The sequence below is a fragment of the Ruegeria sp. CH6 genome (assembly GCF_056537005.1).
In genome coordinates this window covers 93,087-119,168 of record NZ_JBQFQS010000001.1, presented here as the reverse complement: position 1 = coordinate 119,168, position 26,082 = coordinate 93,087, and the positions used below count along the sequence as shown (strand labels likewise).

Annotated in this window: 28 protein-coding genes; 9 read left to right on the top strand and 19 right to left on the bottom strand. The window is 57.5% G+C overall.

What is annotated here, in order from left to right:
- Positions 1-3: 3 nt before the first annotated feature.
- The 4 genes from edd to ACR0CW_RS00595 all read right to left on the bottom strand — a co-directional run bounded on the left by edd (position 4) and on the right by ACR0CW_RS00595 (position 6,958).
- The gene (gene edd, locus ACR0CW_RS00610) at positions 4-1,809 is read right to left on the bottom strand and encodes a phosphogluconate dehydratase (protein WP_480786466.1); all 1,806 of its coding nucleotides are present in this window, start codon (positions 1,807-1,809) and stop codon (positions 4-6) included.
- A 1-nt stretch (position 1,810) separates the two neighbouring features.
- Positions 1,811-3,256 carry a glucose-6-phosphate dehydrogenase gene (zwf, locus tag ACR0CW_RS00605; protein ID WP_480786465.1) on the bottom strand — a complete coding sequence of 482 codons (1,446 nt, stop codon included), beginning with the start codon at positions 3,254-3,256 and terminating at the stop codon, positions 1,811-1,813.
- Between the two features lie 173 nt (positions 3,257-3,429).
- Positions 3,430-5,673: a phosphoenolpyruvate--protein phosphotransferase gene (gene ptsP, locus ACR0CW_RS00600; protein WP_480786464.1), complete on the bottom strand. Its 2,244-nt coding sequence runs from the start codon at positions 5,671-5,673 to the stop codon at positions 3,430-3,432.
- 46 nt (positions 5,674-5,719) lie between these two features.
- The gene (locus ACR0CW_RS00595) at positions 5,720-6,958 is read right to left on the bottom strand and encodes an aspartate kinase (RefSeq protein ID WP_155145037.1); all 1,239 of its coding nucleotides are present in this window, start codon (positions 6,956-6,958) and stop codon (positions 5,720-5,722) included.
- 166 nt (positions 6,959-7,124) lie between these two features.
- Between ACR0CW_RS00595 and ACR0CW_RS00590 the strand changes: the two genes are divergently transcribed.
- A complete protein-coding gene (locus tag ACR0CW_RS00590) occupies positions 7,125-7,481 on the top strand; it encodes a hypothetical protein (RefSeq protein WP_480786463.1) in 357 nt (118 codons plus the stop codon).
- On the opposite strand, the gene ACR0CW_RS00585 is transcribed toward ACR0CW_RS00590, so the two are convergent.
- From ACR0CW_RS00585 to ACR0CW_RS00565, 5 genes are all read right to left on the bottom strand, one after another.
- Complete coding sequence (locus ACR0CW_RS00585; protein WP_480786462.1) at positions 7,475-8,113, bottom strand: SDR family oxidoreductase; 639 nt, start codon at positions 8,111-8,113, stop codon at positions 7,475-7,477. The genes ACR0CW_RS00590 and ACR0CW_RS00585 overlap by 7 nt on opposite strands.
- A gap of 3 nt (positions 8,114-8,116) precedes the next feature.
- The gene (locus tag ACR0CW_RS00580; RefSeq protein WP_480786461.1) at positions 8,117-8,572 is read right to left on the bottom strand and encodes a DUF1178 family protein; all 456 of its coding nucleotides are present in this window, start codon (positions 8,570-8,572) and stop codon (positions 8,117-8,119) included.
- A gap of 72 nt (positions 8,573-8,644) precedes the next feature.
- The gene (locus tag ACR0CW_RS00575) at positions 8,645-9,106 is read right to left on the bottom strand and encodes an NUDIX hydrolase (protein ID WP_480786460.1); all 462 of its coding nucleotides are present in this window, start codon (positions 9,104-9,106) and stop codon (positions 8,645-8,647) included.
- 131 nt (positions 9,107-9,237) lie between these two features.
- Positions 9,238-9,987 (bottom strand): EcsC family protein, encoded by a 750-nt coding sequence (locus ACR0CW_RS00570; protein WP_480786459.1) that lies wholly within the window; start codon positions 9,985-9,987, stop codon positions 9,238-9,240.
- A 53-nt stretch (positions 9,988-10,040) separates the two neighbouring features.
- Positions 10,041-10,535 (bottom strand): GNAT family N-acetyltransferase, encoded by a 495-nt coding sequence (locus ACR0CW_RS00565; RefSeq protein WP_480786458.1) that lies wholly within the window; start codon positions 10,533-10,535, stop codon positions 10,041-10,043.
- A gap of 72 nt (positions 10,536-10,607) precedes the next feature.
- On the opposite strand from ACR0CW_RS00565, the gene ACR0CW_RS00560 reads away from it, so the two are divergent.
- Together ACR0CW_RS00560 and ACR0CW_RS00555 are read left to right on the top strand one after the other, a co-directional pair.
- Positions 10,608-11,213, top strand: coding sequence for a flavin reductase family protein (locus ACR0CW_RS00560; protein WP_480786457.1), 606 nt, complete (start codon positions 10,608-10,610; stop codon positions 11,211-11,213).
- A complete protein-coding gene (locus tag ACR0CW_RS00555) occupies positions 11,213-11,854 on the top strand; it encodes a CatB-related O-acetyltransferase (protein ID WP_480786456.1) in 642 nt (213 codons plus the stop codon). The genes ACR0CW_RS00560 and ACR0CW_RS00555 overlap by 1 nt, the downstream gene beginning before the upstream one ends.
- A 31-nt stretch (positions 11,855-11,885) precedes the next feature.
- Here ACR0CW_RS00555 and ACR0CW_RS00550 read toward each other — a convergent pair whose 3' ends face one another.
- Positions 11,886-13,520 carry a SulP family inorganic anion transporter gene (locus ACR0CW_RS00550; RefSeq protein WP_480786455.1) on the bottom strand — a complete coding sequence of 545 codons (1,635 nt, stop codon included), beginning with the start codon at positions 13,518-13,520 and terminating at the stop codon, positions 11,886-11,888.
- Positions 13,521-13,686: 166 nt separating this feature from the next.
- Between ACR0CW_RS00550 and ACR0CW_RS00545 the strand changes: the two genes are divergently transcribed.
- Both ACR0CW_RS00545 and ACR0CW_RS00540 read left to right on the top strand, forming a co-directional pair.
- Positions 13,687-14,247 carry an invasion associated locus B family protein gene (locus tag ACR0CW_RS00545; RefSeq protein WP_480786454.1) on the top strand — a complete coding sequence of 187 codons (561 nt, stop codon included), beginning with the start codon at positions 13,687-13,689 and terminating at the stop codon, positions 14,245-14,247.
- A 71-nt stretch (positions 14,248-14,318) separates the two neighbouring features.
- Positions 14,319-15,191, top strand: a complete 873-nt coding sequence (locus ACR0CW_RS00540) for an S-methyl-5'-thioadenosine phosphorylase (protein ID WP_480786453.1) — start codon at positions 14,319-14,321, stop codon at positions 15,189-15,191.
- Positions 15,192-15,209: 18 nt separating this feature from the next.
- Here ACR0CW_RS00540 and ACR0CW_RS00535 read toward each other — a convergent pair whose 3' ends face one another.
- Both ACR0CW_RS00535 and ACR0CW_RS00530 read right to left on the bottom strand, forming a co-directional pair.
- Positions 15,210-16,076: an alpha/beta hydrolase gene (locus ACR0CW_RS00535; protein WP_480786452.1), complete on the bottom strand. Its 867-nt coding sequence runs from the start codon at positions 16,074-16,076 to the stop codon at positions 15,210-15,212.
- 286 nt (positions 16,077-16,362) lie between these two features.
- A complete protein-coding gene (locus tag ACR0CW_RS00530) occupies positions 16,363-17,049 on the bottom strand; it encodes a hypothetical protein (protein ID WP_155139613.1) in 687 nt (228 codons plus the stop codon).
- 300 nt (positions 17,050-17,349) lie between these two features.
- Here ACR0CW_RS00530 and ACR0CW_RS00525 point away from each other — a divergent pair, with 300 nt between their 5' ends.
- Positions 17,350-17,979, top strand: coding sequence for a LysE family translocator (locus tag ACR0CW_RS00525; protein WP_155139611.1), 630 nt, complete (start codon positions 17,350-17,352; stop codon positions 17,977-17,979).
- 56 nt (positions 17,980-18,035) lie between these two features.
- Here ACR0CW_RS00525 and ACR0CW_RS00520 read toward each other — a convergent pair whose 3' ends face one another.
- Complete coding sequence (locus ACR0CW_RS00520) at positions 18,036-18,209, bottom strand: hypothetical protein (RefSeq protein WP_155139608.1); 174 nt, start codon at positions 18,207-18,209, stop codon at positions 18,036-18,038.
- A 106-nt stretch (positions 18,210-18,315) separates the two neighbouring features.
- Here ACR0CW_RS00520 and ACR0CW_RS00515 point away from each other — a divergent pair, with 106 nt between their 5' ends.
- From ACR0CW_RS00515 to ACR0CW_RS00505, 3 genes are all read left to right on the top strand, one after another.
- A complete protein-coding gene (locus ACR0CW_RS00515) occupies positions 18,316-18,450 on the top strand; it encodes a hypothetical protein (RefSeq protein ID WP_256372725.1) in 135 nt (44 codons plus the stop codon).
- 82 nt (positions 18,451-18,532) lie between these two features.
- A complete protein-coding gene (locus ACR0CW_RS00510) occupies positions 18,533-19,072 on the top strand; it encodes an adenine phosphoribosyltransferase (RefSeq protein WP_155139606.1) in 540 nt (179 codons plus the stop codon).
- A 172-nt stretch (positions 19,073-19,244) separates the two neighbouring features.
- A complete protein-coding gene (locus ACR0CW_RS00505; protein WP_170331238.1) occupies positions 19,245-19,727 on the top strand; it encodes a fasciclin domain-containing protein in 483 nt (160 codons plus the stop codon).
- A gap of 38 nt (positions 19,728-19,765) precedes the next feature.
- Here the strand turns inward: ACR0CW_RS00505 and ACR0CW_RS00500 are convergent, their stop codons facing one another.
- The 6 genes from ACR0CW_RS00500 to ACR0CW_RS00475 form a co-directional block, all read right to left on the bottom strand.
- Entirely contained in the window at positions 19,766-21,181 is a 1,416-nt protein-coding gene (locus ACR0CW_RS00500; RefSeq protein ID WP_480786451.1) for an FAD-binding oxidoreductase, read from the bottom strand.
- A 38-nt stretch (positions 21,182-21,219) separates the two neighbouring features.
- Positions 21,220-22,038: an MBL fold metallo-hydrolase gene (locus ACR0CW_RS00495; protein ID WP_480786450.1), complete on the bottom strand. Its 819-nt coding sequence runs from the start codon at positions 22,036-22,038 to the stop codon at positions 21,220-21,222.
- A gap of 73 nt (positions 22,039-22,111) precedes the next feature.
- On the bottom strand, positions 22,112-22,696 hold the full coding sequence (locus tag ACR0CW_RS00490; protein WP_155139599.1) for a GNAT family N-acetyltransferase: 585 nt from the start codon (positions 22,694-22,696) through the stop codon (positions 22,112-22,114).
- Positions 22,696-23,958 carry a M16 family metallopeptidase gene (locus tag ACR0CW_RS00485; RefSeq protein WP_170331232.1) on the bottom strand — a complete coding sequence of 421 codons (1,263 nt, stop codon included), beginning with the start codon at positions 23,956-23,958 and terminating at the stop codon, positions 22,696-22,698. The genes ACR0CW_RS00490 and ACR0CW_RS00485 overlap by 1 nt, the downstream gene beginning before the upstream one ends.
- On the bottom strand, positions 23,955-25,343 hold the full coding sequence (gene thrC, locus ACR0CW_RS00480; protein WP_480786449.1) for a threonine synthase: 1,389 nt from the start codon (positions 25,341-25,343) through the stop codon (positions 23,955-23,957). Before thrC ends, ACR0CW_RS00485 begins: the two co-directional genes overlap by 4 nt.
- A complete protein-coding gene (locus tag ACR0CW_RS00475; RefSeq protein ID WP_480786448.1) occupies positions 25,340-26,017 on the bottom strand; it encodes an SURF1 family protein in 678 nt (225 codons plus the stop codon). Before ACR0CW_RS00475 ends, thrC begins: the two co-directional genes overlap by 4 nt.
- Positions 26,018-26,082: the final 65 nt, after the last annotated feature.

Genomic DNA, 26,082 nt, shown 5'->3' with positions numbered 1-26,082 from the left:
GGCTCAGGCTCCAAATATGCTTGCGCCGGCATCCGCCGGACCGACAGTGTTGCGGAATGCGGCGAACAACTCACGCCCGACGCCGTGTTGATGAGCAGACAGATCAGCCGTGATGGGTGTCCGGTCCAGAACACCCTCCGTCAGGATCTCCAACTCGCCGGTAACTGCATTGACACGAAGCATGTCACCATCCCGAAGGCAGGCAATCGGGCCACCCTCAAGCGCTTCGGGACAGACATGAATCGCAGCAGGAACTTTGCCCGAAGCGCCAGACATGCGTCCATCGGTGACCAGCGCCACCTTTTGTCCCCTGCCCTGCAAAATCGACAGGATCGGAGTCAGAGAGTGTAGTTCGGGCATCCCGTTGGCCTTTGGCCCCTGAAACCGGACAACAACAATGACGTCATCCGTGAACTCTCCGGCCTTGAATGCTGTCTTGACCTCATCCTGATCGTGAAACACGCGCACGGGGGCCTCGACCACCTGATGTTCCGGGGCCACGGCAGAAACCTTCATTACCGCGGTGCCCAGATTGCCGGTCAGACGCGACAAACCGCCTGTGGGCTGGAAGGGGTCATTGGCGGGGCGAACGATCTTTTCGTTCAGGCTGTGGCCCGCGCCTTCTTGCCAGACCAGTTGCCCATCGATCAGCTTGGGTTCCTGAGTGTAGTGCTGAAGACCACGCCCCGCGACAGTCAGAGTATCGGGGTGCAGCAGACCATCCTCAAGCAACGTTCCGATGCAATATCCAAGGCCACCCGCCGCGTGGAAGTGGTTCACGTCGGCCAGACCATTGGGATAGACCCGCGCCACCAGCGGAACCACAGCCGAGATGTCGGAAAAATCCTGCCAGTCCAGCACGATACCACCCGCGCGGGCCATTGCGATCAGGTGGATCAGCAGATTGGTTGAACCGCCTGTCGCCATCAAACCGACGATCCCATTCACAAAGGCACGTTCATCGAGGATTTGGCAAACCGGGGTATAGTTATTCCCCAGCGCACTGAGGGACAGGGCACGGCGTGCGCCTTCCTCGGTCAGCGCATCACGCAGAGGCGTGTTCGGGTTGATGAAGCTGGATCCCGGCAGGTGCAGCCCCATAAACTCCATCAGCATTTGGTTTGTATTGGCAGTGCCATAAAAGGTGCAGGTCCCGGGGCCGTGGTATGCAGCCATTTCGGCGGCCATCAATTCTTCGCGCCCGACTTCTCCGGCAGCGAATTGCTGGCGAACCTTGGCCTTTTCGTCGTTCGGCAGTCCACTGGTCATCGGACCTGCGGGCAGAAAAACGGAAGGCAGATGCCCAAAGCTTTGTGCCGCGATGATCAGACCGGGAACGATCTTGTCACAGACGCCAAGAAAAACAGCGGCATCATAGGTGTTGTGGCTAAGTGAAACAGCCGCAGCCAGCGCAATCACATCACGCGAAAAGAGCGACAATTCCATGCCTGCTGCACCCTGCGTGACGCCGTCACACATTGCGGGAACTCCGCCCGCTACCTGTGCAGTGCCACCTGCGACACGCGCGGCCTGACGGATCAGTTCGGGGTAGCGTTCAAAGGGCTGATGCGCCGAAAGCATGTCGTTGTAGGCGGTGACAATACCCAGATTTCCGGCGTGGCCCGTGGCCAATGATTGCTGGTCATCGCCTGCGCCTGCATAGGCATGGGCCTGACCGCTGCAGGACAGGTGACCGCGCGCTGGCCCGGCTGAACGCGCCTGCTCCATCCGTTCAAGATGAACCGAGCGCAAGGGCGCGCTGCGATCAACGATCCGTTGTGTGACATCGGTGATGACGTTGTGAACCATCTCAACCTCCGATCTGGCGCCAGCGGCGCCCGTCGCGATGCATCAGCATCAATGCTTCTTCGGGTCCGGAACTACCCTGATCATAGCGCGAAGGGCGATCGCCCCGCTCTTCCCAATCCTGAATGATGGGATCAACCCAGGCCCACGCCGCTTCGGCCTCATCACCGCGCATGAACAGGGTCTGATCACCGCGGATCACGTCCATGACCAGACGCTCATAGGCGTCCGGCGATTTGGACTCGTCACCCAATGCATCAGCAAAGCTCATGTCCAAGGCCACGTCGGACAAGCGGAACCCACCTTGCCCCGGCTCTTTGATGGTTGTGCGCAGGGTGATGCCTTCGTCAGGCTGAAGCCGGATCACCAGCACGTTGCCGTGCAGAGGACCAACATTGGGAAAAATCGTATGTGGCGGATCGCGGAAGAACACCGCGATCTCGGATTCACGGGCGCGTAGGCGTTTGCCGGTACGCAGGTAGAACGGGACACCCGCCCAGCGCCAGTTCCCCAGATGAACCTTGAGCGCGATATAGCTTTCGGTGCGGCTGGCAGGGTTGCCCACGTGGTCCAGATAGCCGTCGCCACCCTTGTCCGTGCGATACTGACCGCGCGCGATATCGGCGGGCGCAACCGGCTCCAACGCCTCGATGACTTTGACCTTTTCATCCCGGACCGCATTTGGTGAGAACTTCGAGGGCGGCTCCATGGCCGTCAGACACAAAAGTTGGACAAGATGGTTCTGGATCATATCCCGCATCGCGCCGGATTGATCGTAATAGGCCCCCCTACCCTCGACGCCCACAGTTTCGGCCACGGTTATCTGGACGTGGTCAATATGGGTGGAATTCCAGAGCGGCTCGAACAGCGAATTGGCAAAACGCAACGCCATCAGGTTCTGAACTGTCTCTTTTCCCAGATAATGGTCGATCCGGTAAATCTGATGTTCATCGAAACACGCGCGCAGACCTTCGTTCAGCGCCTTTGCAGATGCAAGATCATGTCCAAAGGGCTTTTCGACAACGATCCGGCTGTCAGATGTCGCAAGCCCCTCGTCGTGCAAACGTTTCGCTATTCCGGGGAACAGGCTTGGGCCTACGGACAGGTAAAAGGCGCGAACAACATCGGGGCGGAGCGACTTTCCTAGTGCTTTCCATCCGCTATCGCCCAACGCATCGACCGGCACATATTCCACATGGGTCAGAAAGCGATCCAGAACCTCGGGCGAAAACTCGGGCGCGAATTCCTTCATCGAGGCACGAACCTGTTCGCGAAACCCGTCATCATCCATTTCAGACCGCGCTGTCGCGATGATGCGCGCGTCTTCCGGCATCTGCCCGACTTCGAATCGGTGATAGAGGCCTGGCAGGATCTTGCGTTGCGCCAGATCGCCGGTCGCACCGAACAACACAAGGTCGAACGGATGTACCGGAATTACGCGTGAGACCATTGCAAGGTTCCTTTCGAGTTCACCGCAATCAGCTTAACATGGCGTTTGGCGCAGAAGTGAGACGCGCGGATACAGATAATGTTATCGCTAACATTTGTCGTTTCAATAGAAAGACCCGTCCCAAAAATCAAGCATGGATTTGCCGGATGCGCCAGTTTCGGGCTTACAGCGCCTCATCCCTGATTACGGAGCCATTCCATAACAGACGGGCGTACCGATTGTTCTCCGCGATGGCGGGCATCTGCGATGATCTTGCGCACCTCCTGCAAATTCGATCGCAACAGCAGGCTTTTGACCGGGCCAATCGAGGCTGGGCGCATGGACAGGGTCCGGATACCCATCGCCGCAAGGCAGAGTGCCTCAACCGGGCGACCCGCATCCTCGCCGCAGAAACTGAGCGGCGTGTCCGAGATATTGCAGCGTTCGACAATCCGTTCGATGAAGCTGAGGAAGCTGACGTTCAGCGTATCATAGCGACGGCGCACCAGTTCATTCTCACGATCTGCCGCAAAGAAGAACTGTTTCAGGTCGTTGCCGCCGACCGAGATAAAGTCCACCTCATCAAAGAATTTCTGCGGTGCAAAGGCCAAGGACGGGGTTTCCAGCATCGCGCCAACCTCAAGCGCTTCCGGCAGAACATGGCCGAGCCGCTTTTCACGCTCGATGGTCTTGTTCACCTCCCAGCGGGCCTCGCGATATTCCTCGGCCTGCGCGACAAACGGGAACATGATCGTCAGTGGGCGACCATCTGCGGCACGCAACAATGCCTGCAACTGCATCCGCATCACGCCACGCTTGTCCAGACCAACCCGAATGGCGCGCCAGCCCAGCGCAGGGTTCGGTTCCTCCACATGTTTCATGTAGGGCAGAACCTTATCCGAACCGATATCCAAGGTGCGGAATACCACACGCTTGCCGTGGGCGGCATCGAGGACACGCTTGTATTGTGCGACCAGCTCGGACCGTTTCGGCATTTGGTTGCGGATCAGGAATTGCAGTTCCGTTCGAAACAGACCCACCCCTTCGGCACCAGAATTCTCAAGCGACGGCAGGTCGGCCATCAGGCCCGCATTCATCACCAGATTGATCTGGGCACCGTCCTGCGTAACCGTCGGGGTTTCTCGGATCGACGCATAACGTTCCTGTGCCTTCGCCTGCATCGCGATCTTGTCACGGAATGCTCCGACAACGGTTTCCTCGGGACGCAGATGAACAACACCCTGATCCCCGTCGACTAGGATATGGTCGCCATTCAGAGCCTCAGTCGTGATCCGGCCCACATGTACCACCAGAGGGATCGCCAGAGCGCGGGCCACGATAGTGGCGTGGCTGCCAACTGAGCCTTCCTCGAGCACTATACCCTTGAGAGAGCGGCCATATTCCAGCAGATCGCCCGGACCGATATTACGAGCAATCAGGATCGGATCAGGTGGCAGGTCCGCCCCGTTTGTTGCGCCCTGCCCGGTCAGAATGCGCAATAGCCGATTGCTGAGGTCATCCAGATCAGCCAGCCGTTCCCGCAGGTAGGGATCGGTAACCTGGCTCATGCGCGCGCGGGCCTGCGATTGCTCTTTCTCGACGGCCGCCTCGGCGCTCAGACCACGGGCGATGTCTTCTTCCATCCGCCGCATCCAGCCTTTGGAATTGGCAAACATCCGATAGGCTTCGAGAACCTGCAGCTGTTCCTTGTCACCGCCCTGAGAGATTTCGAGCATCTTATCGACGCCCACACGCAATTCATCAACCGCCTCGGTCAGGCGCTCCAGTTCGCGATGCGGATCATCCGCGATGGGATTGGTAACAACCACGCGGGGTTCATGCAGCCAGACATGGCCTTCGGCCGATCCTTCCTGAGCCGGACCACCACGCAGCAGAACCGATTGCTGGTGCAGGGGCGACAGGGCTGCACCTTCACCGACAAAGGCACCCAGCTCCGCCATTTCGGCCAGAACCATAGCGACCACTTCCAGGGCATAGACCTCATCAGCGGAAAATTCGCGCGCTTCACGGGACTGCACAACCAGAACGCCTAGCTTTTCGCCCAGACGCTGCACGGGCACACCGAGGAAAGAAGAAAATCGTTCTTCGCCCGTTTCGGGCATATATCGGAAGCCTTTGGCCGAAGGCGCATCGGCGGTGTTGACCACTTTGCCGCTGTTTGCGACGCGGCCCACCAGCCCCTCACCCATGCGCATACGGGTTTTGTGCACCGCTTCGGGCGACAGACCTTCGGTCGCACAAAGCTCGAGCGTGTCTTCATCGCGGAACAGATATATCGAGCAGACTTCGGCCTGAATGCTGTCGGCAATCAGATGCGTGATCCGGTCAAGACGTTCCTGACCGGCGGCTTCGCTCGCCATCTCTTCGCGCAGCCGCCCCAGCAGCTTGCGGGATTCTGTTTCTGTACCGTCCGCCATCGCCTAATCGCTTTACGGTGTCAGGCGTGACCTTTGGCCGATCAGCTCAGGCCGCCTTGTCCAGTTCAAAGGCATCATGCAGTGCCTGAACAGCAAGTTCCATGTATTTCCGATCCACAAGTACGGAAATTTTTATCTCAGAGGTTGTAATGACCTTGATATTGATCCCCTCATCCGAGAGCACCTTGAACATTTTAGCCGCAACACCCGACTGCGAACGCATGCCGATTCCGACGACCGAGACCTTGCAGACATCCTGATCCGCAACCAGTTCGGCGTAGTTCAGCTCGCCTTTTTCCTTGATCGCCAGCAGGGCCTGTTCGGCACGGGTCACCTGATTGGTGGGGCACGAGAAGGTCATATCGGTGCGACCTTCGTCCGAGATATTCTGGACGATCATGTCGACATTCACGCCCTCATCGCTGAGCGCGGTGAAGATGATCGAGGCGATGCCGGGGCGGTCCGCAACCGAAACAACGGTCATCTTTGCCTCGTCCCGCGAATAGGCCACACCGGCCACTACATTGGATTCCATGATATCCTCCTCGTCGACAACCAGCGTACCGGCTTCGTCGGATTGTTCCTCAAAGCTTGAGAGAACGCGCAGTTTCACCTTGTAGCGCATAGCCAGCTCGACCGAGCGGGTCTGCAGCACCTTGGCCCCCAGCGAGGCCAGTTCGAGCATTTCCTCGAACGAAATTCTGTCAAGCTTGCGCGCCTTTTCACAGATGCGCGGATCGGTGGTGTAAACACCATCGACGTCAGTATAGATGTCGCAACGCTCGGCCTCAAAGGCGGCGGCGAAGGCAACAGCGGTGGTATCAGATCCACCCCGGCCCAGCGTGGTGATACGGCCTTCGGGGCTGATACCCTGGAAGCCAGCAACGACCGCTACGCGCATACCCTCGCCGAACTTCTGGTTGATATTGTCGGTCGGAATTTCTTCGATCCGCGCCGCCGAGTGGGCACCGTTGGTGATCAGAGGCACCTGCCAGCCCTGCCAGCTGCGCGCGGGAATATCCATTTCCTGCAGGGTCAGAGACATCAGACCGGCGGTTACGTTTTCCCCGGACGACACAACCGCATCATATTCGCGGGCATCATAAAGCGGCGAAATCTCGTCAACCCAGCCGACCAGCTCATTCGTTTTGCCGGACATGGCCGATACGATGACAATGACATCATAGCCTTTAGCCACTTCGACACCGATGCGTTTTGCAGCACGGCGGATGCGGTCAAGATTGGCGACTGAAGTGCCGCCGAATTTCATCACGAGTACGGGCATGGGGGCAAGTGTCTCCGCGCCTTGGAATTCCGGTCCCGTGCCTCTTATGCGAGGGGGACCGCAAGAGCAAGTGGGCAAAGAACGCAAGGCTGCGCGAAAGGTGCGCTTTACATTGGAAGGTGGCAATGCCAGCGTGACGTCAACGACTTAGACCAAGAGGTTTCCCATGCTCCGTTTTGCTTTTGCCATTGCTTTAATGTCATCCCCTGCAGTCGCTCAGGTGGCGACCCAGGCCGGGACAGACGGTAAGAATGCATTGGGAACCGTTCCCTGCGCTGCCCTGGCTGGTGAACCACTGCAGAGCTGTAACGCGGAATTGCGTCGCCGCGATGATGGTACAGCAACACTTGCGGTTGCCTTGCCCACGGGTGAAGTCCGCAACATCTACTTTACCAATGGCGAACCGGATTCAAGCAGCTCAACGTCGCAACTCACCTCGGAAACCCGCGGCGATATTCTGGTGATTTTCATTGATCCCGGCGAGGTTTACGAGATCCCCAAAGCGGCGCTGAACACTCAGTAAGCGTGCGCGCGGCCGTCCCAGGTTTCAAAACAGCCCGAGTTATCAAGGCTGAGCGCTTCAAACCGGTCAGTCAGGCCTTCAACGGCCTGATCAGTCGTGATCTCGGCTGCGGGACCACCCATGTCCGTCTGAACCCAGCCGGGATGGTAAATACCAACGGCGATACCATCAGCGCGCAGGTCCGTTGCCAGATTGCGCCCCAGATTGAGTGCAGCCGCTTTTGACGCGCGATAGATGTAGCTGCCACCCGGCGCCCGTGTATGCGATGCCATCTGAGACGACATGATCGCGATCTTGCCCTTGCTGGCCTGCAAATTGGGCAACAGGGCCTGAACCGTCAGAAACACGCCCGTCACATTGGCCGCAAAACTCTGGGCCCACATCTCAGCCGGATATCCGTCGATACCGTGCCCTTTATCCAGATAGACGCCTGCGTTGCAGATCAACAGGTCAATGGGCCGATCTTCAAGCAGCGACGCCACAGTCCGATGCTGCGCGGGGTCCGTTACATCCAACGCCAGATCACTGCTGCCATCCCGCGCGGTTCCGGTGACGTCATGCCCCCGGGCCCGATAGTGATCCGCAAGCGATCGGCCAATTCCGCGATTGGCACCCGTAATCACGATGTGCATGATTCAGTTGGTCTTTCTGCTGGGAACAAAGGGCAGTGGCGCAACAGGGACACCATCTTCGATCAGGGCCTTCGCCTCTTCCGGCTTGGCCTCTCCATAGATCGGACGGTCCGGCGACTCGCCCAGATGCATCTTGCGCGCTTCTTTCGCGAAATTCTTGCCAACGTAGTCAGAGTTTTCTTCGACTTTACGGCGCAGTTCGGTCAGCACCTTCTCGACATCTGCGGCAGTCGGCTCGACACTGATTTCCTTGGTTTCCGGTGGCGCAACCTGTGTTTGAACCTTGGCATTTCGTGCAGGACGCACCCTAGGTGTCATGATTGCCTTTTCCACCTTCGCCGAACCGCAGATGGCACAGGTCACCATCCCGGCTGCCGCCAGCTTGTCAAAGGCTGAGGCAGACTGGAACCAACTGTCAAAGCTGTGGCCTTCACTGCATTTCAAGGCGTATTGAATCATTTTCCATCCAATATGTCGGTTGCCGAATAGATACCGACAGACATGGCAATATCAAGTCTTTCCGGCGGCAGTTCAGTGCGGATGGGGATCAAATCTGCGCAACATTTCTGCGAGATCGTGATCAGCAACCCGAAGCGCTGCTTTTTTAGGCGAAAACCACTTGAGCCGGCGTTCACCACACTCGGGATACGTTGTCTCCAACCGATGCACATGCAGTGAGAAGACATCCACAAGGCACAACACCGACCCTCGATCAGGATGGCGCTTCACATAAGAGAAACGGCCTAGACCTTCAGTGGAACAGGTACCGATAACGCCCGCTTCTTCCCATGCCTCCTGCCCTGCGGTTTCAGATGGGCTGAGGCCATCGATCAGCCACCCCTTGGGGATAATCCAGCGATTGGATCGACGTGTGGTGATCAGCAGGATTTCTGGCCGACCCTTGATGAGCCGGTAACACAACGCGGCAGACTGCGGCACAACGGGAAGTTTCCCGGCCTTGCAGAGTATATCTGGCGATAGCCTTGCGTTCATCACGCTGTCACGCCTTTCAACTGGGTATCTTTGCCTGTCTGCCGGATCGATTTTTACGTTATTTTGCGGTCCGATAGACAACAAATACCATATGAGGCGCTTATTGCCAAGTTACGGAGGATAGGCTGATATCAGTGCAGCATGCGCTGCGACAGGCGCTGAACAAGCTCTGGGTGCGGAATATCTGCGTCAATTGCCAACCGGCGCAGGCCAAAATGAACCCGCGCAACCTGCTGATAATACCGGGTGTAGACGTAGTTGGTGCCACCTCCGGCCAATGCCCCAAGCAAAGGCACAGACTGTGCAGCCAGTTTTTGCCCCAGTACAACCGACAAGCGTGGCGCAACCATCGCGATAAGTTTCTGCATTGCGGGGCCGGTCAGTGTCAGACGCACGGAATAGAACCCCAGATCCGAGCCATCATCCTCGGACATTGGTCCTGCTGCAGACAATACCCGAATGCAATCGAACTTGACGTTTTCCGCTGCAGGATCAAAGCCTTCCCGAGCAGCTGCCCCCTGAATTGAACGCAGCAGCATTGCGGTCGTCGCTGGCAGCTCGACAAGCGCGGTGGTCATGCCACCCAGTCCACCAGCGGCCCCCATAGCGGTTGTGATGGCGGTATTGACCCAGGGCTTTTGGTCCGGAACCGCCCGTCGTGTCCCCTCAGCCGCATGCATAGCGGCCCATAACGCATGTTCTGTTGCGTCGGTCAGACCCGACCGGACTGGCTCGGGGAGTTGATCAAGCAGCGATTCTGCGGATCCGCCAAGCCTGTTAAGCAGTTTAACCCCTGCCCCGCCGGCGGATCTGTAATGTCCGGCAAGCCGGTCAAGTTCAGCCTCTGTATCAATTTTTTCGATCAGAACCACGTCCTGCATATGTGCCCTCCTGTGCATAAGACATTGGCACTTTGATGGGATGATTCAATAGGTCAGCGGCTCCAGCGCGTGACCGAGCCGGTGATTCCAGCCCATGTACCATCGGTCAGTTCCATGCCCAGAATACGCTCGGGGTTGGTTGGCGGCGGCATTTCGACCCCTATTAACCGGGTAAAGCCAAAGCGCGCGTAGTAAGGCGCGTCACCCACCAGCATCACGCGATGCCATCCCATGCGACGGCCCGCTTCGACACCTTCGTGAATGAGATAGCCGCCCAGTCCTTCGCCCTGATGGGTTGGGTGGACTGCGACAGGCCCCAGCAACAGCGCATCGTGATCGCCGACATGAACAGGCCAGAACCGGATTGCACCGGCCAATATCCCCTGACCGTCGCGGGCTACCATGGACAGACCCTGAACCGGGGGGACGTCATCGCGCAAACGATACGAGGAAAGCGCTTCGCGCCCCGGGGCAAAGCACAGGTCATAGAGGGCTTCGACCTCCCACCAATCGTCCGGCTCTTCCGGCCTTATCCCGAACTGCTGCACCCCGGCCCTCTTTTCATCTCTGGCATTCGCCCTAGCACTTCGTTACGCCTTGGGCAAACGCTTGGAGATAAGATGTTCTATCGCCCCGAAGACGGCCATGGTTTGCCGCACAATCCCTTTAACGCCATCATCACCCCTCGCCCCATCGGATGGATATCGACCCGGGATGCGAACGGGATCAATAATCTGGCGCCTTATTCCTTTTTCAACGGCGTCGCCTACACCCCGCCGCAGGTGATGTTTGCAACTACCGGCACCAAACATGATCAGGACGGCGGCAAGGACAGTATCGCCAATATCGAAGCCACGGGCGTGTTCTGCGTGAATGTCGTTGCCCATGCCCATCGTGATGCGATGAACGCAAGCTCAGCAGGATTGCCAAAAGACATCGATGAGTTCGAGCATGCCGGACTGACCCCGATTGAATGTGAGACCATCCCCTGCGCGCGGATCAAAGATGCACCGGCGGCGCTGGAGTGTAAGCTGACCCAAATCGTCACGCTGCCGGGCGAAGCGAACCGTGTTGTTTTCGGCGAAGTGACCGGTGTGCATTTGCACGACGAACATATTCGCGACGGAAAGTTCGACGTCACTTCGTTCAAACCGCTGGCCCGCCTCGGGTATCGGGATTATTCGGTTGTCAGCGACCTGTTTAGTCTTTCAAGGCCGGATGATTGATGCCCCTACCCGATCCGTCACACCGATATCCGATTACCCTGCCCGATGGCTCTGACCATCGGGGAACCGTCTTTCTGTCTCAGGCTATTGATCACCCGCAGTTTCAGGCTGGCGCTTTCAGCTACGCGTCGGATTTTGATGCACCTGACGACTGGGCCTTTAGGCTGGCACCCTACCTGTTTCCCTTTTCCCGAGAGAAACTGGTGCTGGGCAAGTTCTGCCAGATCGCTCATGGCGTACGGTTTATCACCGCGTCCGCCAATCACGCCACAGACGGGCTGACCTGTTTTCCGTTTCCGGTTTTCGATCCGGACCGTATGGCAGGTTATCAACCTGATAGCCGGAACACTGTCATCGGGAACGATGTCTGGATCGGCTATGGCGCGATGATCCTGCCCGGTGCGCGGATCGGAAACGGGGCGATCATCGGCGCCGGGTCGGTCGTTCGCGGCGAAATTCCCCCATACGCCATCGTCACAGGCAATCCGGCAGAGGTCAGACGGTTCCGCTTTGATCCAGAAACTGTCGAAAGACTGCAGGCACTGAACTGGTGGGACTGGCCGGCCGAAAGCGTTGCCCACGCCGAAGAGGCATTGTTGTCCGGTGACATAGATGCGCTGGAACGGATGGCCCCAAAGTAAAAGGGCGGCCTGATCGGCCGCCCTTTTTCATTCAGTGTCCGCCCAGAATGCCGGTGCGGACCGAGTAATCCACGGCCAGACCATAGTCCGGGTCATCGTCACTATCGACCATCAGGTGACCCGCCTTGTTCAGCAGCTTGTGACAATCGCGGCTGAGGTGGCGTAACATGACGCGCTTACCGGCGGCCTCGTATTTGCCAGCAATGTTTTCGATAGCCTGCAGCGCCGATTGATCGACAACCCGACTGTCGGCGAAATCGACAATCACGGTTTCCGGATCATTTGCTACGTCGAACAGTTCTACAAACCCTTCAGACGACCCAAAGAACAACGGGCCCTGAATCTCGTAGACCTTAGCGCCTTTTTCAGTTTCGGACTCGCGCGTCACTGCATGAATACGCTTGGCGTTGTTCCAGGCATAGGCCAGCGCAGACACGATCACACCGACCACAACCGCAACTGCAAGGTCCTCCATCACGGTTACCACGGTCACCAGTACAATGACGAACGCATCCATCAGTGGGACCTTGCGCAGGATGTTGAACGAGTTCCAGGCAAAGGTTCCGATCACGACCATGAACATCACGCCAACCAGTGCGGCCAACGGAATTTGCTCGATCAGGGGGGCAGCGAACAGGATAAAGACCAGCAGGAACAGCGCCGCAGCGATACCTGCAACACGTGTACGGCCGCCCGATTTTACGTTGATCATCGACTGACCGATCATCGCGCAACCGCCCATACCGCCGAAAAAGCCGGTGACAACGTTGGCCGCACCCTGCGCAATACACTCCTGCGAGGCACCGCCGCGCTTGCCCGTGATTTCACCCACAAGGTTCAGGGTAAGCAGGGATTCGATCAACCCGATCGCTGCGAGAATGACGGCGTAGGGCAGGATGATCTCAAACGTTTCCCATGTCAGCGGAACCATCGGGATATGGAAGGACGGCAGCCCACCTTCGATCGAGGCCAGATCGCCGACGCGTGGAACATCCAAACCGAAGCCAATGACCAGTGCGGCAACGACGACGATACCGGCCAACGGTGCAGGCACGATACGTGTGATGCGCGGCATGACCCAGATGACTGCCATGGTCAAAGCAACAAGGCCCAGCATGGTATAGAGCTGCATGCCCGATAGCCATTCGCCGCCACCCATGCCGTGCCCGGTGTTTTCCATGGTCCCCGGCACTTTGAACTGACCCAACTGCGCCAGGAAAATCACAATGGCCAGACCATTCACAAAGCCCAGCATCACCGGATGAGGCACAAGACGTATGAACCGCCCCCAGTGCATCGCGCCTGCAATCACTTGCAGGATGCCCATCAGAACCACTGTCGCGAACAGGTATTCCACGCCGTGCTGTGCAACCAGGGCCACCATTACCACGGCCAGAGCACCGGTCGCACCCGAAATCATACCAGGACGCCCACCAATCAGTGCAGTGATCAGACCCACAAGGAATGCCGCATAAAGGCCAACCAGCGGGTGAACCCCTGCGACAAAGGCAAATGCAACAGCTTCGGGCACAAGAGCCAGAGCAACGGTCAGGCCGGACAGCAATTCGATACGCAGACGCGACATGGTCAGCCCCTCGTCGGGCATCCAGCGCAGGTCAGGTATGGCTAGGCGATTGGCAAAGCTTGCCAGCAAGGCTCGGGGCATTGGACAGTCCTGTGGGTTAATTTGTTCGCGCGAAGGGGGTCTTTTATATGCAATCCCGTGTCAGAGCTACCGCGCTGGGTGGGACACTGCCATGCTTTAGTCGCATACCAACTCTCTCGCAATAACGTGAGTTGAAGATCACAGCAGTCGCAAGCAACTCTGCAACATGCGCTGGATCATTCTACTTTTGCTATATCCGATTTCTGCAATTGCGCAGGACTTACAAGGCAATGACACGGCCGGGAACTGGCGTGTGACCCACTATGAAGCCCACGGGATATGGAATTCCATCTGCGATGAGCGAGAGGAAAACGGTGCGTTGCGGCAACGATGCTATATTCGGCGCGCCGATGTATTTTCGTTGCGTCCGAAGTTTGCCGCCCAGTTCGTATTCATCACACCGACCCCCGAAGGTTATGAAATCGAGTTCGGAATTGAACCCGGCACCCTGTTCAACCCGTCCGGGTTCCGGATCGACCAAGGCGAAGGCGTGATCTGGCGCACGCGCAGACCGGGCTGTCTAACAGGCCTCAGCTGTACCTTTGCCGGAGAAGGCGCGCAGGACATAATCGACGCAATGCTGACCGGTGAGGCCTATCGCTTTGTCTTTCGGGATCGGCACGGCCAATCACAGGATCTGACATGGTCGCTGGACGGTTTTGATGCGGCATGGCTGGACTTTAGGAGCCAATCCGACATTCGCGGATTGATAGCCGCGGAAGAATAGATGCAAACCCTTGTCAAAGCGGGTCGCAAACCGCAGATATCCAAGACAAACAACCTGCGGGGAGAAGATCAGTGACCCAAACCAAAATTGCCGTCATTGGCGGATCAGGCATCTACGAAATCGACGGATTGGAAAATGCGGATTGGGTCAGTGTTGAAACGCCGTGGGGCGATCCATCGGATCAGATCCTGACCGGCTCTCTGGATGGCGTCGACATGGCCTTTCTGCCACGCCACGGGCGCGGGCACGTCCATTCGCCGACCGAAGTCCCCTATCGCGCCAACATCGATGCGCTGAAACGGCTGGGGGTGACAGATGTAATCTCGGTCTCGGCTTGCGGATCATTCCGCGAGCATATGGCACCGGGTGATTTCGTGATCGTCGACCAGTTCATTGATCGGACCTTTGCGCGGGAAAAGAGCTTTTTTGGTACGGGCTGCGTCGCACATGTCAGTGTCGCGCATCCCACCTGCCCGCGCCTGAGCGATGCCTGTGAAACTGCGGGTAAGGCTGCTGGCATCACGATCCACCGCGGCGGGACCTATCTGGCAATGGAAGGGCCGCAATTCTCAACCCTGGCCGAGTCGAAGATGTATCGCGAGCAATGGGGTTGCGATGTGATCGGCATGACCAACATGCCCGAAGCGAAGCTCGCCCGCGAAGCGGAACTTTGCTATGCCTCCGTCGCGATGGTCACGGACTATGACAGCTGGCACCCCGATCACGGTGAAGTGGACGTAACCGCCATCATCGCCACGCTGACCGGGAATGCCGAGAAAGGCCGGGCGCTGGTCAAAGGGCTGCCGAAACTGCTGGGGTCCGAACGCGAACTTTGCCCGCATGGCTGCGACCGCGCGCTGGAATTTGCGATCCTGACCGCACCCGAGAAACGCGACCCAGCCGTTCTGGCCAAGCTGGATGCGGTTGCCGGGCGGATCCTCTGACACCCGACAGGGTTGCCCTTAGTTGGCTGGCAGGTTCTGACGAACCTCCTGCCACAATCCGTGCGACCAGAGGTCGTTATGGGTTCCACCCGGTATCATGAACAGCTGGGCCTTCGCGCCGGAGAGTTCCCCCAGCTTCTTGCTGTGGTGGGGCGGAACCGTTTCATCTTCGGAACCGTGAAAGATCAGGATCGGAACCTCGACATCATCGATAAGGTCGCGGGTGGCGAAGTGGTCTTTCATCAGCGCTGACACCGGCAGCCAAGGGTATCTTTCGGCTGCCACGTCCACTGTCGCTGTAAAGGGTGCTTCGAGTACCAGGAGTTCAGCTTCCGGGCGCTGTTCGGCCACTGCGGTCGCGACGCCCGTGCCAAGGCTTTGTCCGTGCAGGATAACAGTCTCGCCCTGGGTTTCGAGCAGATCAAACAGCTCAACACCATCCGAGATCAGGGCCTGCTCAGACGGTTCACCGGGACTGCCGGGATATCCCCGATAGCTGGGGGCAAGCAGCCCGAACCCACTGTCGACAATCTCTTCAAGCCGTTGAACTCGGTCGCCCAGATTACCGCTTTGACCATGAAAGAACAGGACCGTTGGTGCACCTTCTGCGCTGGCAGGAACGGACCAAGTGGTCAGCTCAACCCCATCAGACATCGGTACTTTTAAGACGGTCGCATCCGCCAAACCAACAGCTTGCGGTTCGGGCAGAACACCTGAGGGTTTGAACAGCAAAGACCGCTGATTGAGATACATGTATCCTGCGGCTGCCACATAAGCGACGCCGCCAACGGCCACCACAGAGATCAACGCACGTTTCAGCCAACTGCGCGATGGTTGGCCGGTTTGGATCTGCTGTTCATTGTCAGTCGTATGCGGTTGTGTCACCCGAACCTCCTGAGGCGAAATGGCCCTCATAGTCTTGTGTCCGCATATGGGCGTTTCAAGACAGGTGTATCAACCTTAATCCGAGCTTTAAGATTATCCGCACAATACGCCACTTCCACTGTGCCGCCCGGAACAGTCCCATTTCTCAAAGGAACACAGAACATCCTTGACCAGGCCACCACATACACAGCAGCGAAGCCATTACAAATCAGCGATCTGCTGACACGAGCCCAGAGTTCGGGTGCCCCCAAACTCCGCTATGCCCCCTCTTATCGCCTGAGTGCGGCTATTCGATACGTACCAGTTGCCATTCAGCCTTGATCCGCGTCAGCCAACCGATCTTGAGAACCTCATGTTTAGGCATCGGCTGCATGCAACTTGCACCACAGTCCATCGGTATGATGCTCGACCGGGATAGCTGAACCAGTTTCGGCATGTCGGGCTCATCCGGCGCATAGTAAACCATATCGACGATAAAGACCGACTGATCAGGCATACGTACGCGTTCGACCACACGCTCAAGGCAGTTCTGCTCAAGCTGGGTACTCAGCTCATCGCTGCGATAGATCTTGTTGAATTCCCACACGACATGCGCGCCTTCGAGGTTCATCTCATGAAGAATCTTCTCTCCGACGAACTGTCCCACCTGCGAGATCGCATCATTGAAGCCCTTTCCCCACTCATTGACGCCGGCAAACCTGACCGGTGCTGCCTGGAACGTATCAGCCATGTGCAAACGGCACAGTTTGATCGCCATGAAATCACCGGCCGAATGATCAAATGCATAGGCATCACCGGGTCGCGGACTATCCAGACGATGGGCTGGGATGCTGTTTCGGTCATAGCGCAAATCGGCCTCATCCGCATCCAGCACCAGCGGTGCCGTGAACGCCAGAACAGCGATAACGATCGCCACCGCAATCAGGTATCCAGAGCGTTTGCGCAACTCGTCAAGTGCGCCTGACCAGGTCATTGCTGCACCTTAGGACAACACAGGTTGCCTCCGCATTCTGTGTACCCTTCTGGGCAGCTATTGGCGTTTCCCGTCTGAGCAACGACAGCAATAAAGAGCACAAACACTGCAGCTAACCACTTCATAACAAATACTCCTTCTTAAAAAATGCGAATATTAACATAAAACATCGCAAAAAGCGACTCGCGGCGGGAGTTTTCACCTTATCCGGAGCTGCTTTGGACGCCTTGTCTGGTTGACTTTCCCGGCCCCGCGAGCCTAGCTGATCCGAGCTATTTTCAATCGCGGAACACGTGCATCATGTCTTTGGAGATCTGGTTGGCTTTTGTTGCGGCTTCTACGGCACTTTTGTTGATACCGGGGCCCACGGTATTGCTTGTTCTCAGCTATGCCCTGTCCAAGGGGCGCAGCGTTGCCGTTGCCTCGGCCTCGGGTGTAGCTGCGGGTGATCTTTTGGCCATGACCGCCTCTCTGCTTGGGTTGGGTGCGCTTGTTCTGGCATCGGCAACCCTGTTCACCGCGCTGAAATGGGTAGGTGCGGCCTATCTGGTCTGGATGGGCGTCAAACTGTTGCGCAGCGCTCCCTCGGGAGGTCTGGAGACCGTTTCGACCGGGCGTGATGTGACGACTCAAAGTGTCTTTGGCCATGCGGCGGCCGTTACGGCGCTGAACCCGAAATCCATCGCCTTCTTTATCGCATTCGTGCCGCAGTTTCTGCGCCCTGCCGATCCGCTAGGGCCGCAGTTCCTTATCCTGATTGCAACGTTTGTGGGTCTGGCCTGGCTGAATGCGCTGGCCTATGCACTGTTGGCGGATCGCCTGCGTCAGATGATTGGGCGTCCGAGCGTGATCACCGGTTTGACGCGATTTGGAGGGTTAACCCTGATCGGAATGGGGCTGGCCACTGCCCTTTTGCGTCGGCCAGCCTGAGTGCCTTCAACTAAAGAACAAGAAATGGCTGTCCGCTGCCAGCCACAACCTGTGCACTAGTTTTCGGCGTTCTCTTTCATGAAACCGCGGATGAAGCGCCGGATTTCCCGGGCTGCAGATGTGTCGAGCTCCTTGCAAAGCTCAACAAATGCGTCGCGTTCGTCCTTATCCAGCCGTAACACCAACTGACTGTTTTTCTTGGTAGATCCCTTACCGTCTTTCTTTCCCACGCGCCCTTACTCCGACGATCCCTTGATTCTTATCGCGATACATTGTATATACATCGCATAGAAGTTGTAGATATCGAGCACCTAACAATAAAAAAGGAATTAGGCAATGAACCTTCATGCTGCTCAGGCATTTCTGCTGCGCGACCAACGCAACTGGCGCAAACCGCACCTGTCGTGGCTGCCAGCTGCGCTGTATCGCTACTACGGTCTGCCAAAGGCGGTACCAGACCGCCACAAATGATCGCAGCTGGGAAACTTTCCTTGCATGACCCCGTCTGATGGGCCAAACACCCGCGCGTAATTTGACGCAAGAGGGTTGGCCCATGTCCAGAAACAAAACGGTCAAGGATTACATTCGGACCATCGTAGATTTCCCGCATGAAGGGATCATGTTCCGGGATGTGACAACCCTGTTCGCCGACCCGCGCGGGTTTCGCATGGCGATCGACCAGATGCTGCACCCTTATGCGGGTGAGCGGATCGACAAGGTGGTCGGTCTTGAGGCGCGCGGGTTTATCCTGGGCGGGGCAATTGCGCATCAGCTAAGCGTCGGGTTTGTGCCTATCCGCAAAAAGGGCAAACTGCCCGGCACAACCATCAGTCAGGACTATAAGCTGGAATACGGCGAGGCGATCGTTGAAATCCACGATGACGCAATTCAACCGGGTGAGAAGATTCTGGTGGTTGACGATCTGTTAGCAACTGGCGGCACGGCTGCTGCGGGCATCAAGCTGATCGAGCGGCTTGGCGGTGAAATCGTTTCCTGTGCCTTCGTGATTGATCTGCCCGAACTAGGTGGTCGCAAAGTGCTGGAAGATATGGGCATGGACGTCCACGTCCTGTGCGAATTTGAAGGCCTTTGACCTACTTACTTTCACGATTTCGTGATTGGAAATCTACGAATTGGCGGGCTTAGCCCGCCATGCCCCGGTTTCAAGCCGGAACATTCTTCACGCAAGGTGATCTTGTCGCGATGCGCCCCCGTACCCCTGATGATGCCACCTGAGGCATTCATTCAACAAGGGATATGAAGTCATGTTTCGCAAAATCGCTGTAGCTGGTGTCGCTAGTATTCTGTTCAGCACGTCTGCAATGGCAGACGGTCATGGAAAAGACATTGTGGACACTGCTGTCTCGGCAGGCAGCTTTACAACTCTCGTAGCTGCCGTTCAGGCCGCTGAACTGGTTGATACTCTGAAAGGTGAGGGTCCATTCACTGTTTTCGCCCCAACAGATGAAGCTTTTGCTGCATTGCCTGAAGGCACGGTAGAAACTCTGCTGAAGCCTGAAAACAAGGATCAATTGGTGGCCATCCTGACCTACCACGTGGTTCCGGGCAAAGTAATGTCGGGCGATCTGTCAGATGACATGACCGCTGCAACCGTGCAGGGCGGTGAGATCACCATCGATCTGGATTCGGGCGTGATGGTCAACGATGCCAACGTTGTTCAAGCCGATATCGAAACCAAGAACGGCGTGATCCATGTGATCGACAAAGTTATCATCCCTGCTTCGTAAGCGGATGTCAGGCACGGCTCGCATTTGTCGGGCCGTGCCTAAGCCTTCAGGATCGCACCGGGGTTCATAATCCCTTTGGGGTCAAGCGCTGCCTTGATCGCGCGCATCGCCTGCAGCTTGGCTGGGTCCCCGTAGCGCTCAAGATCATCGACTTTGAGCCTACCTATCCCATGTTCTGCGCTGACCGACCCACGGAATTCATGGACTAGGTCATGAACCGCGTGTTTGACCGTCGCCCTTTTCTCATCAAACTCTGCTCTGTCATGCCCCTTTGGCGGAAAAACGTTGTAGTGCAGATTTCCATCGCCCAAGTGACCGAAGCAGTTGATGCGATAAGGTCCCAGCGAGGCGACCAGCTCTGCGCCCCGTTCAATGAATTCAGGTATCGAAGAGATCGGGATCGAGATATCATGGCTGGATACTGAGCCGACCAGGCGATTAGCCTCGGGGATACGCTCGCGTACAGCCCAGAGTTCTGCACGTTGACCTTCGCTTTGCGCAATTACACCATCACTGACCAGATCTTGACCCAAAGCCGTCTGGAACAGGCTTTCGAGCGCCTCTGACGGGTCGTGCCCGGAAGCCAGACCCAACTCGATCAACACGCTCCATTCAGGCGGTGCGACAAACGGTTGGCGTACGTCGGGCAGAACCTCGGTCAGGAAGTCCATCCCCTGTCGGTGGATCAGTTCAAAAGTACTGACCCCCTCCCCCACCTGATCCCGCGCAAGGGCCAGCAGATGAATGGCAGCATCAGGAGAGGCCACCTGAAAGATCGCGGTGCCGATTCCGGTTGGTCTGGGAAACAGTTTGAGAGATGCAGCCGTGATGATGCCAAGCGTTCCCTCAGAACCGATCAGCAGATTGCGCAGATCATATCCAGTGTTGTCTTTCCTCAACCGGCTGAGCCCGTGCCAGATGTCCCCGTTTGGCAGTACCGCCTCGAGCCCCAGGCACAGATCGCGGGTATTGCCATATCGCAAAACGTTCACGCCCCCCGCGTTGGTGGCGAGGTTGCCCCCAATCCTGCAAGAACCCTGCGCAGCAAGCGCCAGAGGGAACAGCCGATCTGCAGCCTCAGCTGCCGCCTGCACGTCTGCCAGAATTGCGCCGGCTTCGGCCACCAGAACATTCTCGGTCGGATAGACACCCCGGATCGCTGTCATACGCTCTAGCGAGATCACCAAAGGGGCTGGATCATCCGCCATGACCTGCCCGCCAACCAGCCCGGTGCCGCCGCCATAAGGAACCACGGGCACATTCGCATCGGCTGCCAGCCGAACCAGCGCGGCGACTTCTTCCACATTGCGAGGCAGGCATAGGACGCCAACATGCCCGGCAAATCTGCGACGGGGTTCTTCGAGATATCGCGGCTCAACCGGGCGCAATATGTCGTCACCCAGTTGGGTTCGGATTCGCTGGGCAAAGCACTCATCTGCAGGGTTCAAAGTCATACCCTTTCCATGCCCAAGGCAGAAAGTTTCGGCAAGTCTTATTCCAACTCAATCAGATAGCGCGGCTCAAGAACGACCACCGTGGGTCGATCCGGAAGTGTTCGCAACGATACTTCAATCTCGGATACGCCGTCCCGCTCAACCGGAAAATCGTTTCGTATCCCACTCAGAAATCGTTCGAGTGAGTAATCCGAAAACCAGTGCATCGGAATGATGACCGAGCTTTTCAGGCGCCGCAGCACTGAAATCATTTCAGGCAACGGCATGGTGGTTCCGCCATCTACCGCTGCCATGACAACATCCAGCCGGCCCAGCGCTGCGAATTGCTCATCCGACGGGACGTGATGCAAATGACCCAGATGGCCGATACACAGCCCCTCAACCTCGAAGACAAAGATGGAGTTGCCGCGTTCCTCGACCCCGCCATAGGTTGATCGGATGTCGGTGGAAACGTTCCGGATCAGCATTTCCCCCAGATCAAGATGATGGTCGATGCCTTGCCCGAACTCTCCCCAGCCTTCCAGAACATGAGGGATCGCAGGATCGGGATGCGCGGTCCAGTGGGTGCTGTGTGCGTGGTTCATGGTCACCACATCGGGAATCAGGGCGGCCCCACCGATGAACCCTGTGAAATCGGTGACGGCATTTAGCCCGCCATGTGTCTGAAGCAAAAACGAGGCATGGGCGACATAGCTGATCCGGACGGAGAATGCCGGCACCGGATCCTGCCACGCAGCTTTATGAAGATACTGAATGCCGGGAGTTTCGTTGGCGATGGCAATACAATGGCTGGGCCGCCGCTCCTGCGCTACGGCGCCTTCCGCAATCACCAACAATGCCAGAACAGCCCAGCGCATGAGCAGAGTTTAGCGCAACATCGCCACAAGTCATGCTTCTTGTTTGATAGGGGTCAGTTTCCAGGCGCAGGCGTTAGCCTGCATCCGTCCGACCGCGCCGATCAGACCGCAAACTGGCATACAGAACATGGGTGCGCCAGCGGCCACCGATCTGCAGGTAAGACTGCGCGACGCCCTCGTATTTGAAGCCGGAGCTTTCGAGCAAACCGCGCGACGCTTTGTTTTCCGGAAGGCAGGCGGCTTCGATCCGGCTAAGGTCCAGCCGGGTAAATGCATAATGCACCATCGCGCCAATCGCTTCGCGCATATACCCCTGACGAGCAAAAGACTGCCCGGTCCAATACCCAAGCGTCCCCGCCTGAGCCGGGCCGCGACGTATGTTGTCCAAAGTAATTGCGCCTAACAGCACATTGTCGCTGCGCCTGAACAGAAACAGTGGAACGGCGGTACCGCTGGCCACCGAACGCTGTGCCCAATAGACCCGGTTGGTAAAGGATTTACGGCTCAGGTGATCCTTTGCCCAAACCGGCTCCCACGGGGTCAGGTATTCACGCGACGCTCGCCGTAGAGCAGACCAATCATGAAAATCGGAATGAACGGGTGGTCGCAGACTCAACCGTTCAGTTTCGAGTTTCAGCTTGCGTCTGCCCAACAGCATCAAGCCGCGCGCCTCTCCTGCAATTCAGCCAGTGTCGGTGCGCCTGAGACCGGCCCGTAAAGCGCCAGAGCGGCAGGCGCTTTGATTGCCATCTGCTCAGCGAATACGCGCACATCCTCGGTGCTGACCGCATCAATCTTGGCCACCGTATCCTCAAGCGACGGAACACGGCCCCAGATCTGAACCAGTCGCGCCAACCGTTCGGCTCGGTTCGACGGGCTTTCCAGTCCCATAAGCATTCCGGCCTTCATCTGCGCACGGGCACGGGCAACCTCTTCGGAGGTCATGTCCTCAGCCGCGCGCTTCATCTCGTCAATGGTGATGGTGGCAAGCTCTGCGACCTGATCCGCCGATGTACCGGCGTAGATCGTGGTTGTCCCGGTGTCTGCATAGGCTCCGGTCTGCGCAAAGATCGTATAGCAGAGCCCGCGTGTTTCACGCACCTCCTGAAACAGCCGCGAGGACATGCCGCCACCCAGTGCCGTCGAATATATCTGCGCGGTATAGATCGCATCATCACGGTAACCGGGGCTTTCCAGGGCCAGCGCAAAATGGGCCTGCTCCAACTCTTTCTCCTGCCGCGCTTCACCACCGGTAAAGCGCGCAGGTTCGGCGATCAGCCCTGTACGTGGTTGCAGATGACCGAACATCTCTTCAGCCATTTTCATCAGCTGATCGTGATCCACGGCACCGGCGGCTGACAGGATCATCTGATCGGGGCCATAGTGCTCAGCTACGAAGCCGGAGAGGTCCTCTCGCGAAAACGCACTGACCCGCTCGGTCGGGCCCAGAATCGTCCGGCCCAAGGGCTGGTCGTGATAGCTCTGCTCCTGCAACCAATCAAAGATTACATCGTCCGGCGTGTCATAGGCCTGACCGATCTCCTGCAAGATCACACCGCGTTCGACCTCGATCTCGCGCGGGTCGAAAACCGGATTCAGAACGATGTCGCCGATCACATCCATGGCCAGCGCCACATCGTCTTTCAGGACGCGAGCATAATAGGCCGTCACCTCACGCGAAGTGTAGGCGTTGATATACCCGCCTACATCCTCGATCGCCTCGGCGATTTGCAGCGCAGACCGACGCTCGGTTCCCTTGAACGCCATGTGCTCAAGGAAATGCGCAATACCGTTCTGCTCGATCCGCTCATGCCGCCCACCGGCGGTTACCCAGATGCCGATGGCCGCCGATTGCAGCCCCGGCATGTGTTCACTGACGATACGAAATCCGTTCTTCAGTTGGTCTTGTCTGACAGTCACTCAGCAATATGCCTTTTGATATGATCCTCGAGGGCACCCAGATCATTCGCTATGCGGGTCACCCGTTCTGGACGTTCATACAGATCAGACATGCGGGATGGAAGAGGCGGATGTTCGCCGCTCGCCTTCTCAACCGCCGCTGGGAATTTTGCCGGGTGTGCAGTGGCCAGCGTGATCATCGGAACGTCGGTGTTGCGATGCTCTTCCGCGACCTTGATACCAACGGCTGTATGCGGGCAAACGAGTTCAACGCTATGGGCTAGCGTGTGCTTGATCGTCTCGAGCGTTTCGTCTTCGGACACTCGGCCCGAGTCAAAACTTTCGCGCAACGCTTCCATCGCGCCTTGGCTGACATTGAAGCCACCATTCTTGAGCTCGTCCATCAGCTGCGCAATTGCGCCGCCGTCCTCGCCATAAGCGTAGTAGAGCGCACGCTCAAAGTTCGAGCTAACCTGAATATCCATCGACGGGCTGATCGAGGGGATGGTGTCACCCTTGAAATACCCCTCGCCCGACAGACAGCGGTGCAGGATGTCGTTCTGGTTGGTAGCCACGACCAGACGGTCAATCGGCAAGCCCATGCGCTTGGCCAAGTACCCCGCGAAAATGTCACCGAAATTGCCAGTTGGCACTGTGAAGCTGACCTTGCGATGCGGTGCCCCAAGGCTGACAGCGGCTGAGAAGTAATAAACGATCTGCGCCAGCACACGGGCAAAGTTGATCGAGTTCACCCCTGCCAGCTTCACCCCGTCGCGGAAATCAAAATCGTTGAACATATCCTTCAGCGCAGCCTGACAATCGTCGAAATCGCCATCCAAGGCCAAGGCATGCACGTTGCTGTCCGCTGGCGTTGTCATCTGGCGACGCTGCACTTCCGATACTCGGCCATGCGGATACAAAATGAATACATCCACGGCATCCAGACCCCGGAACGCCTCAATCGCGGCCGAACCGGTATCGCCACTGGTCGCACCCACGATGGTCACGCGGTCGCCGCGGCGCTTGAGGGCCACCTGGAACAGCTGGCCGATCAGCTGCATGGCAAAGTCCTTGAAAGCCAGAGTTGGCCCGTGGAACAGCTCCAGCAGGAAGTGGTTCTCGTTCAACTGCTTCAGCGGTGCACGGGCGTCGTGACCAAAGCCTTCATAAGCACGTGCGATGATGTCCTTGAACTCGTCCTCACCAAACGACCCGCTGACATAAGGCCACATCACCCGAAAGGCGATTTCCTCGTACGGCAATCCGGCCAAAGCCGCGATCTCGTCCTGCGTCATCACCGGGATTTCAGCGGGCAGATACAGGCCACCGTCGCGGGCCAACCCTGTCAGCATCGCCTCTTCAAAAGTCAGTTCGGGCGCCTGCCCACGGGTCGAGATGTATTTCATGGCTCGTCACTCTCAGAAGGGGCGCGGCTGCGCCACAGGAAGTACCCGGTCATCGCGGCCCAAACCAGGGCCAAACCAAACCAGGTGATTGCATATTGCAGATGGTCATTCGGGATGCCGGCCGTATCAACCGGCAAAGGCGTAATTCCGGGATCGGTTTGCGAACGCGCGATCAGCATGATCGGCTCGGCCCCCAAAGCTGCGGCAAGATTGGGCACATCGCGCGCAAACCAGATGTTGTCATCGATATCGGGCTCGGGCGTGTAACCGTCGATCTCATCCGGCCAATGCAGATTACCGGTGACCTCCATCGGACCAGTCCGGCGCTCGATCTGCTTCGCAGTCACAGGCACAAAGCCCCGATCCACTAGGATTGTCCGGTCTTCGGTACTGAAAGACTGGATGATGCGATACCCTGCCCCAACCTGCTTGACCGAGACCAGAACGTGGATCTCACCCGGCTCCATCTCGCCCTTGATCGTAACTGGCAAATACTTGTCGGTATCGGGCGACACACTTACCGGCAAATCAACGGGATTAGCGGATATCCGATTTTCAATCTCGGCCAATACGTCCTGTTTCCACGCCAGACGCTGAACCTGCCAGACCCCCAGCGACACCAGGATCGCCAGACCGGCGATACCAAAAATCAGCAGGAAGAGAATGCGGCGCATGTCGGGTCCAGATTACATCATTTGAAGGCTCTGCATGAGCCGGCGTCTTGTTAAGGGCTACACCT

What these genes read in the sequence shown, in the direction of transcription:
- edd (WP_480786466.1), bottom strand. Translation starts at nt 1,809, where the DNA reads ATGGTTCACAACGTCATCACCGATGTCACACAACGGATCGTTGATCGC.
- zwf (WP_480786465.1), bottom strand. Translation starts at nt 3,256, where the DNA reads ATGGTCTCACGCGTAATTCCGGTACATCCGTTCGACCTTGTGTTGTTC.
- ptsP (WP_480786464.1), bottom strand. Translation starts at nt 5,673, where the DNA reads ATGGCGGACGGTACAGAAACAGAATCCCGCAAGCTGCTGGGGCGGCTG.
- ACR0CW_RS00595 (WP_155145037.1), bottom strand. Translation starts at nt 6,958, where the DNA reads ATGCCCGTACTCGTGATGAAATTCGGCGGCACTTCAGTCGCCAATCTT.
- ACR0CW_RS00590 (WP_480786463.1), top strand. Translation starts at nt 7,125, where the DNA reads ATGCTCCGTTTTGCTTTTGCCATTGCTTTAATGTCATCCCCTGCAGTC.
- ACR0CW_RS00585 (WP_480786462.1), bottom strand. Translation starts at nt 8,113, where the DNA reads ATGCACATCGTGATTACGGGTGCCAATCGCGGAATTGGCCGATCGCTT.
- ACR0CW_RS00580 (WP_480786461.1), bottom strand. Translation starts at nt 8,572, where the DNA reads ATGATTCAATACGCCTTGAAATGCAGTGAAGGCCACAGCTTTGACAGT.
- ACR0CW_RS00575 (WP_480786460.1), bottom strand. Translation starts at nt 9,106, where the DNA reads ATGAACGCAAGGCTATCGCCAGATATACTCTGCAAGGCCGGGAAACTT.
- ACR0CW_RS00570 (WP_480786459.1), bottom strand. Translation starts at nt 9,987, where the DNA reads ATGCAGGACGTGGTTCTGATCGAAAAAATTGATACAGAGGCTGAACTT.
- ACR0CW_RS00560 (WP_480786457.1), top strand. Translation starts at nt 10,608, where the DNA reads ATGTTCTATCGCCCCGAAGACGGCCATGGTTTGCCGCACAATCCCTTT.
- ACR0CW_RS00555 (WP_480786456.1), top strand. Translation starts at nt 11,213, where the DNA reads ATGCCCCTACCCGATCCGTCACACCGATATCCGATTACCCTGCCCGAT.
- ACR0CW_RS00550 (WP_480786455.1), bottom strand. Translation starts at nt 13,520, where the DNA reads ATGCCCCGAGCCTTGCTGGCAAGCTTTGCCAATCGCCTAGCCATACCT.
- ACR0CW_RS00545 (WP_480786454.1), top strand. Translation starts at nt 13,687, where the DNA reads ATGCGCTGGATCATTCTACTTTTGCTATATCCGATTTCTGCAATTGCG.
- ACR0CW_RS00530 (WP_155139613.1), bottom strand. Translation starts at nt 17,049, where the DNA reads ATGACCTGGTCAGGCGCACTTGACGAGTTGCGCAAACGCTCTGGATAC.
- ACR0CW_RS00525 (WP_155139611.1), top strand. Translation starts at nt 17,350, where the DNA reads ATGTCTTTGGAGATCTGGTTGGCTTTTGTTGCGGCTTCTACGGCACTT.
- ACR0CW_RS00515 (WP_256372725.1), top strand. Translation starts at nt 18,316, where the DNA reads ATGAACCTTCATGCTGCTCAGGCATTTCTGCTGCGCGACCAACGCAAC.
- ACR0CW_RS00510 (WP_155139606.1), top strand. Translation starts at nt 18,533, where the DNA reads ATGTCCAGAAACAAAACGGTCAAGGATTACATTCGGACCATCGTAGAT.
- ACR0CW_RS00505 (WP_170331238.1), top strand. Translation starts at nt 19,245, where the DNA reads ATGTTTCGCAAAATCGCTGTAGCTGGTGTCGCTAGTATTCTGTTCAGC.
- ACR0CW_RS00500 (WP_480786451.1), bottom strand. Translation starts at nt 21,181, where the DNA reads ATGACTTTGAACCCTGCAGATGAGTGCTTTGCCCAGCGAATCCGAACC.
- ACR0CW_RS00495 (WP_480786450.1), bottom strand. Translation starts at nt 22,038, where the DNA reads ATGCGCTGGGCTGTTCTGGCATTGTTGGTGATTGCGGAAGGCGCCGTA.
- ACR0CW_RS00490 (WP_155139599.1), bottom strand. Translation starts at nt 22,696, where the DNA reads ATGCTGTTGGGCAGACGCAAGCTGAAACTCGAAACTGAACGGTTGAGT.
- thrC (WP_480786449.1), bottom strand. Translation starts at nt 25,343, where the DNA reads ATGAAATACATCTCGACCCGTGGGCAGGCGCCCGAACTGACTTTTGAA.
- ACR0CW_RS00475 (WP_480786448.1), bottom strand. Translation starts at nt 26,017, where the DNA reads ATGCGCCGCATTCTCTTCCTGCTGATTTTTGGTATCGCCGGTCTGGCG.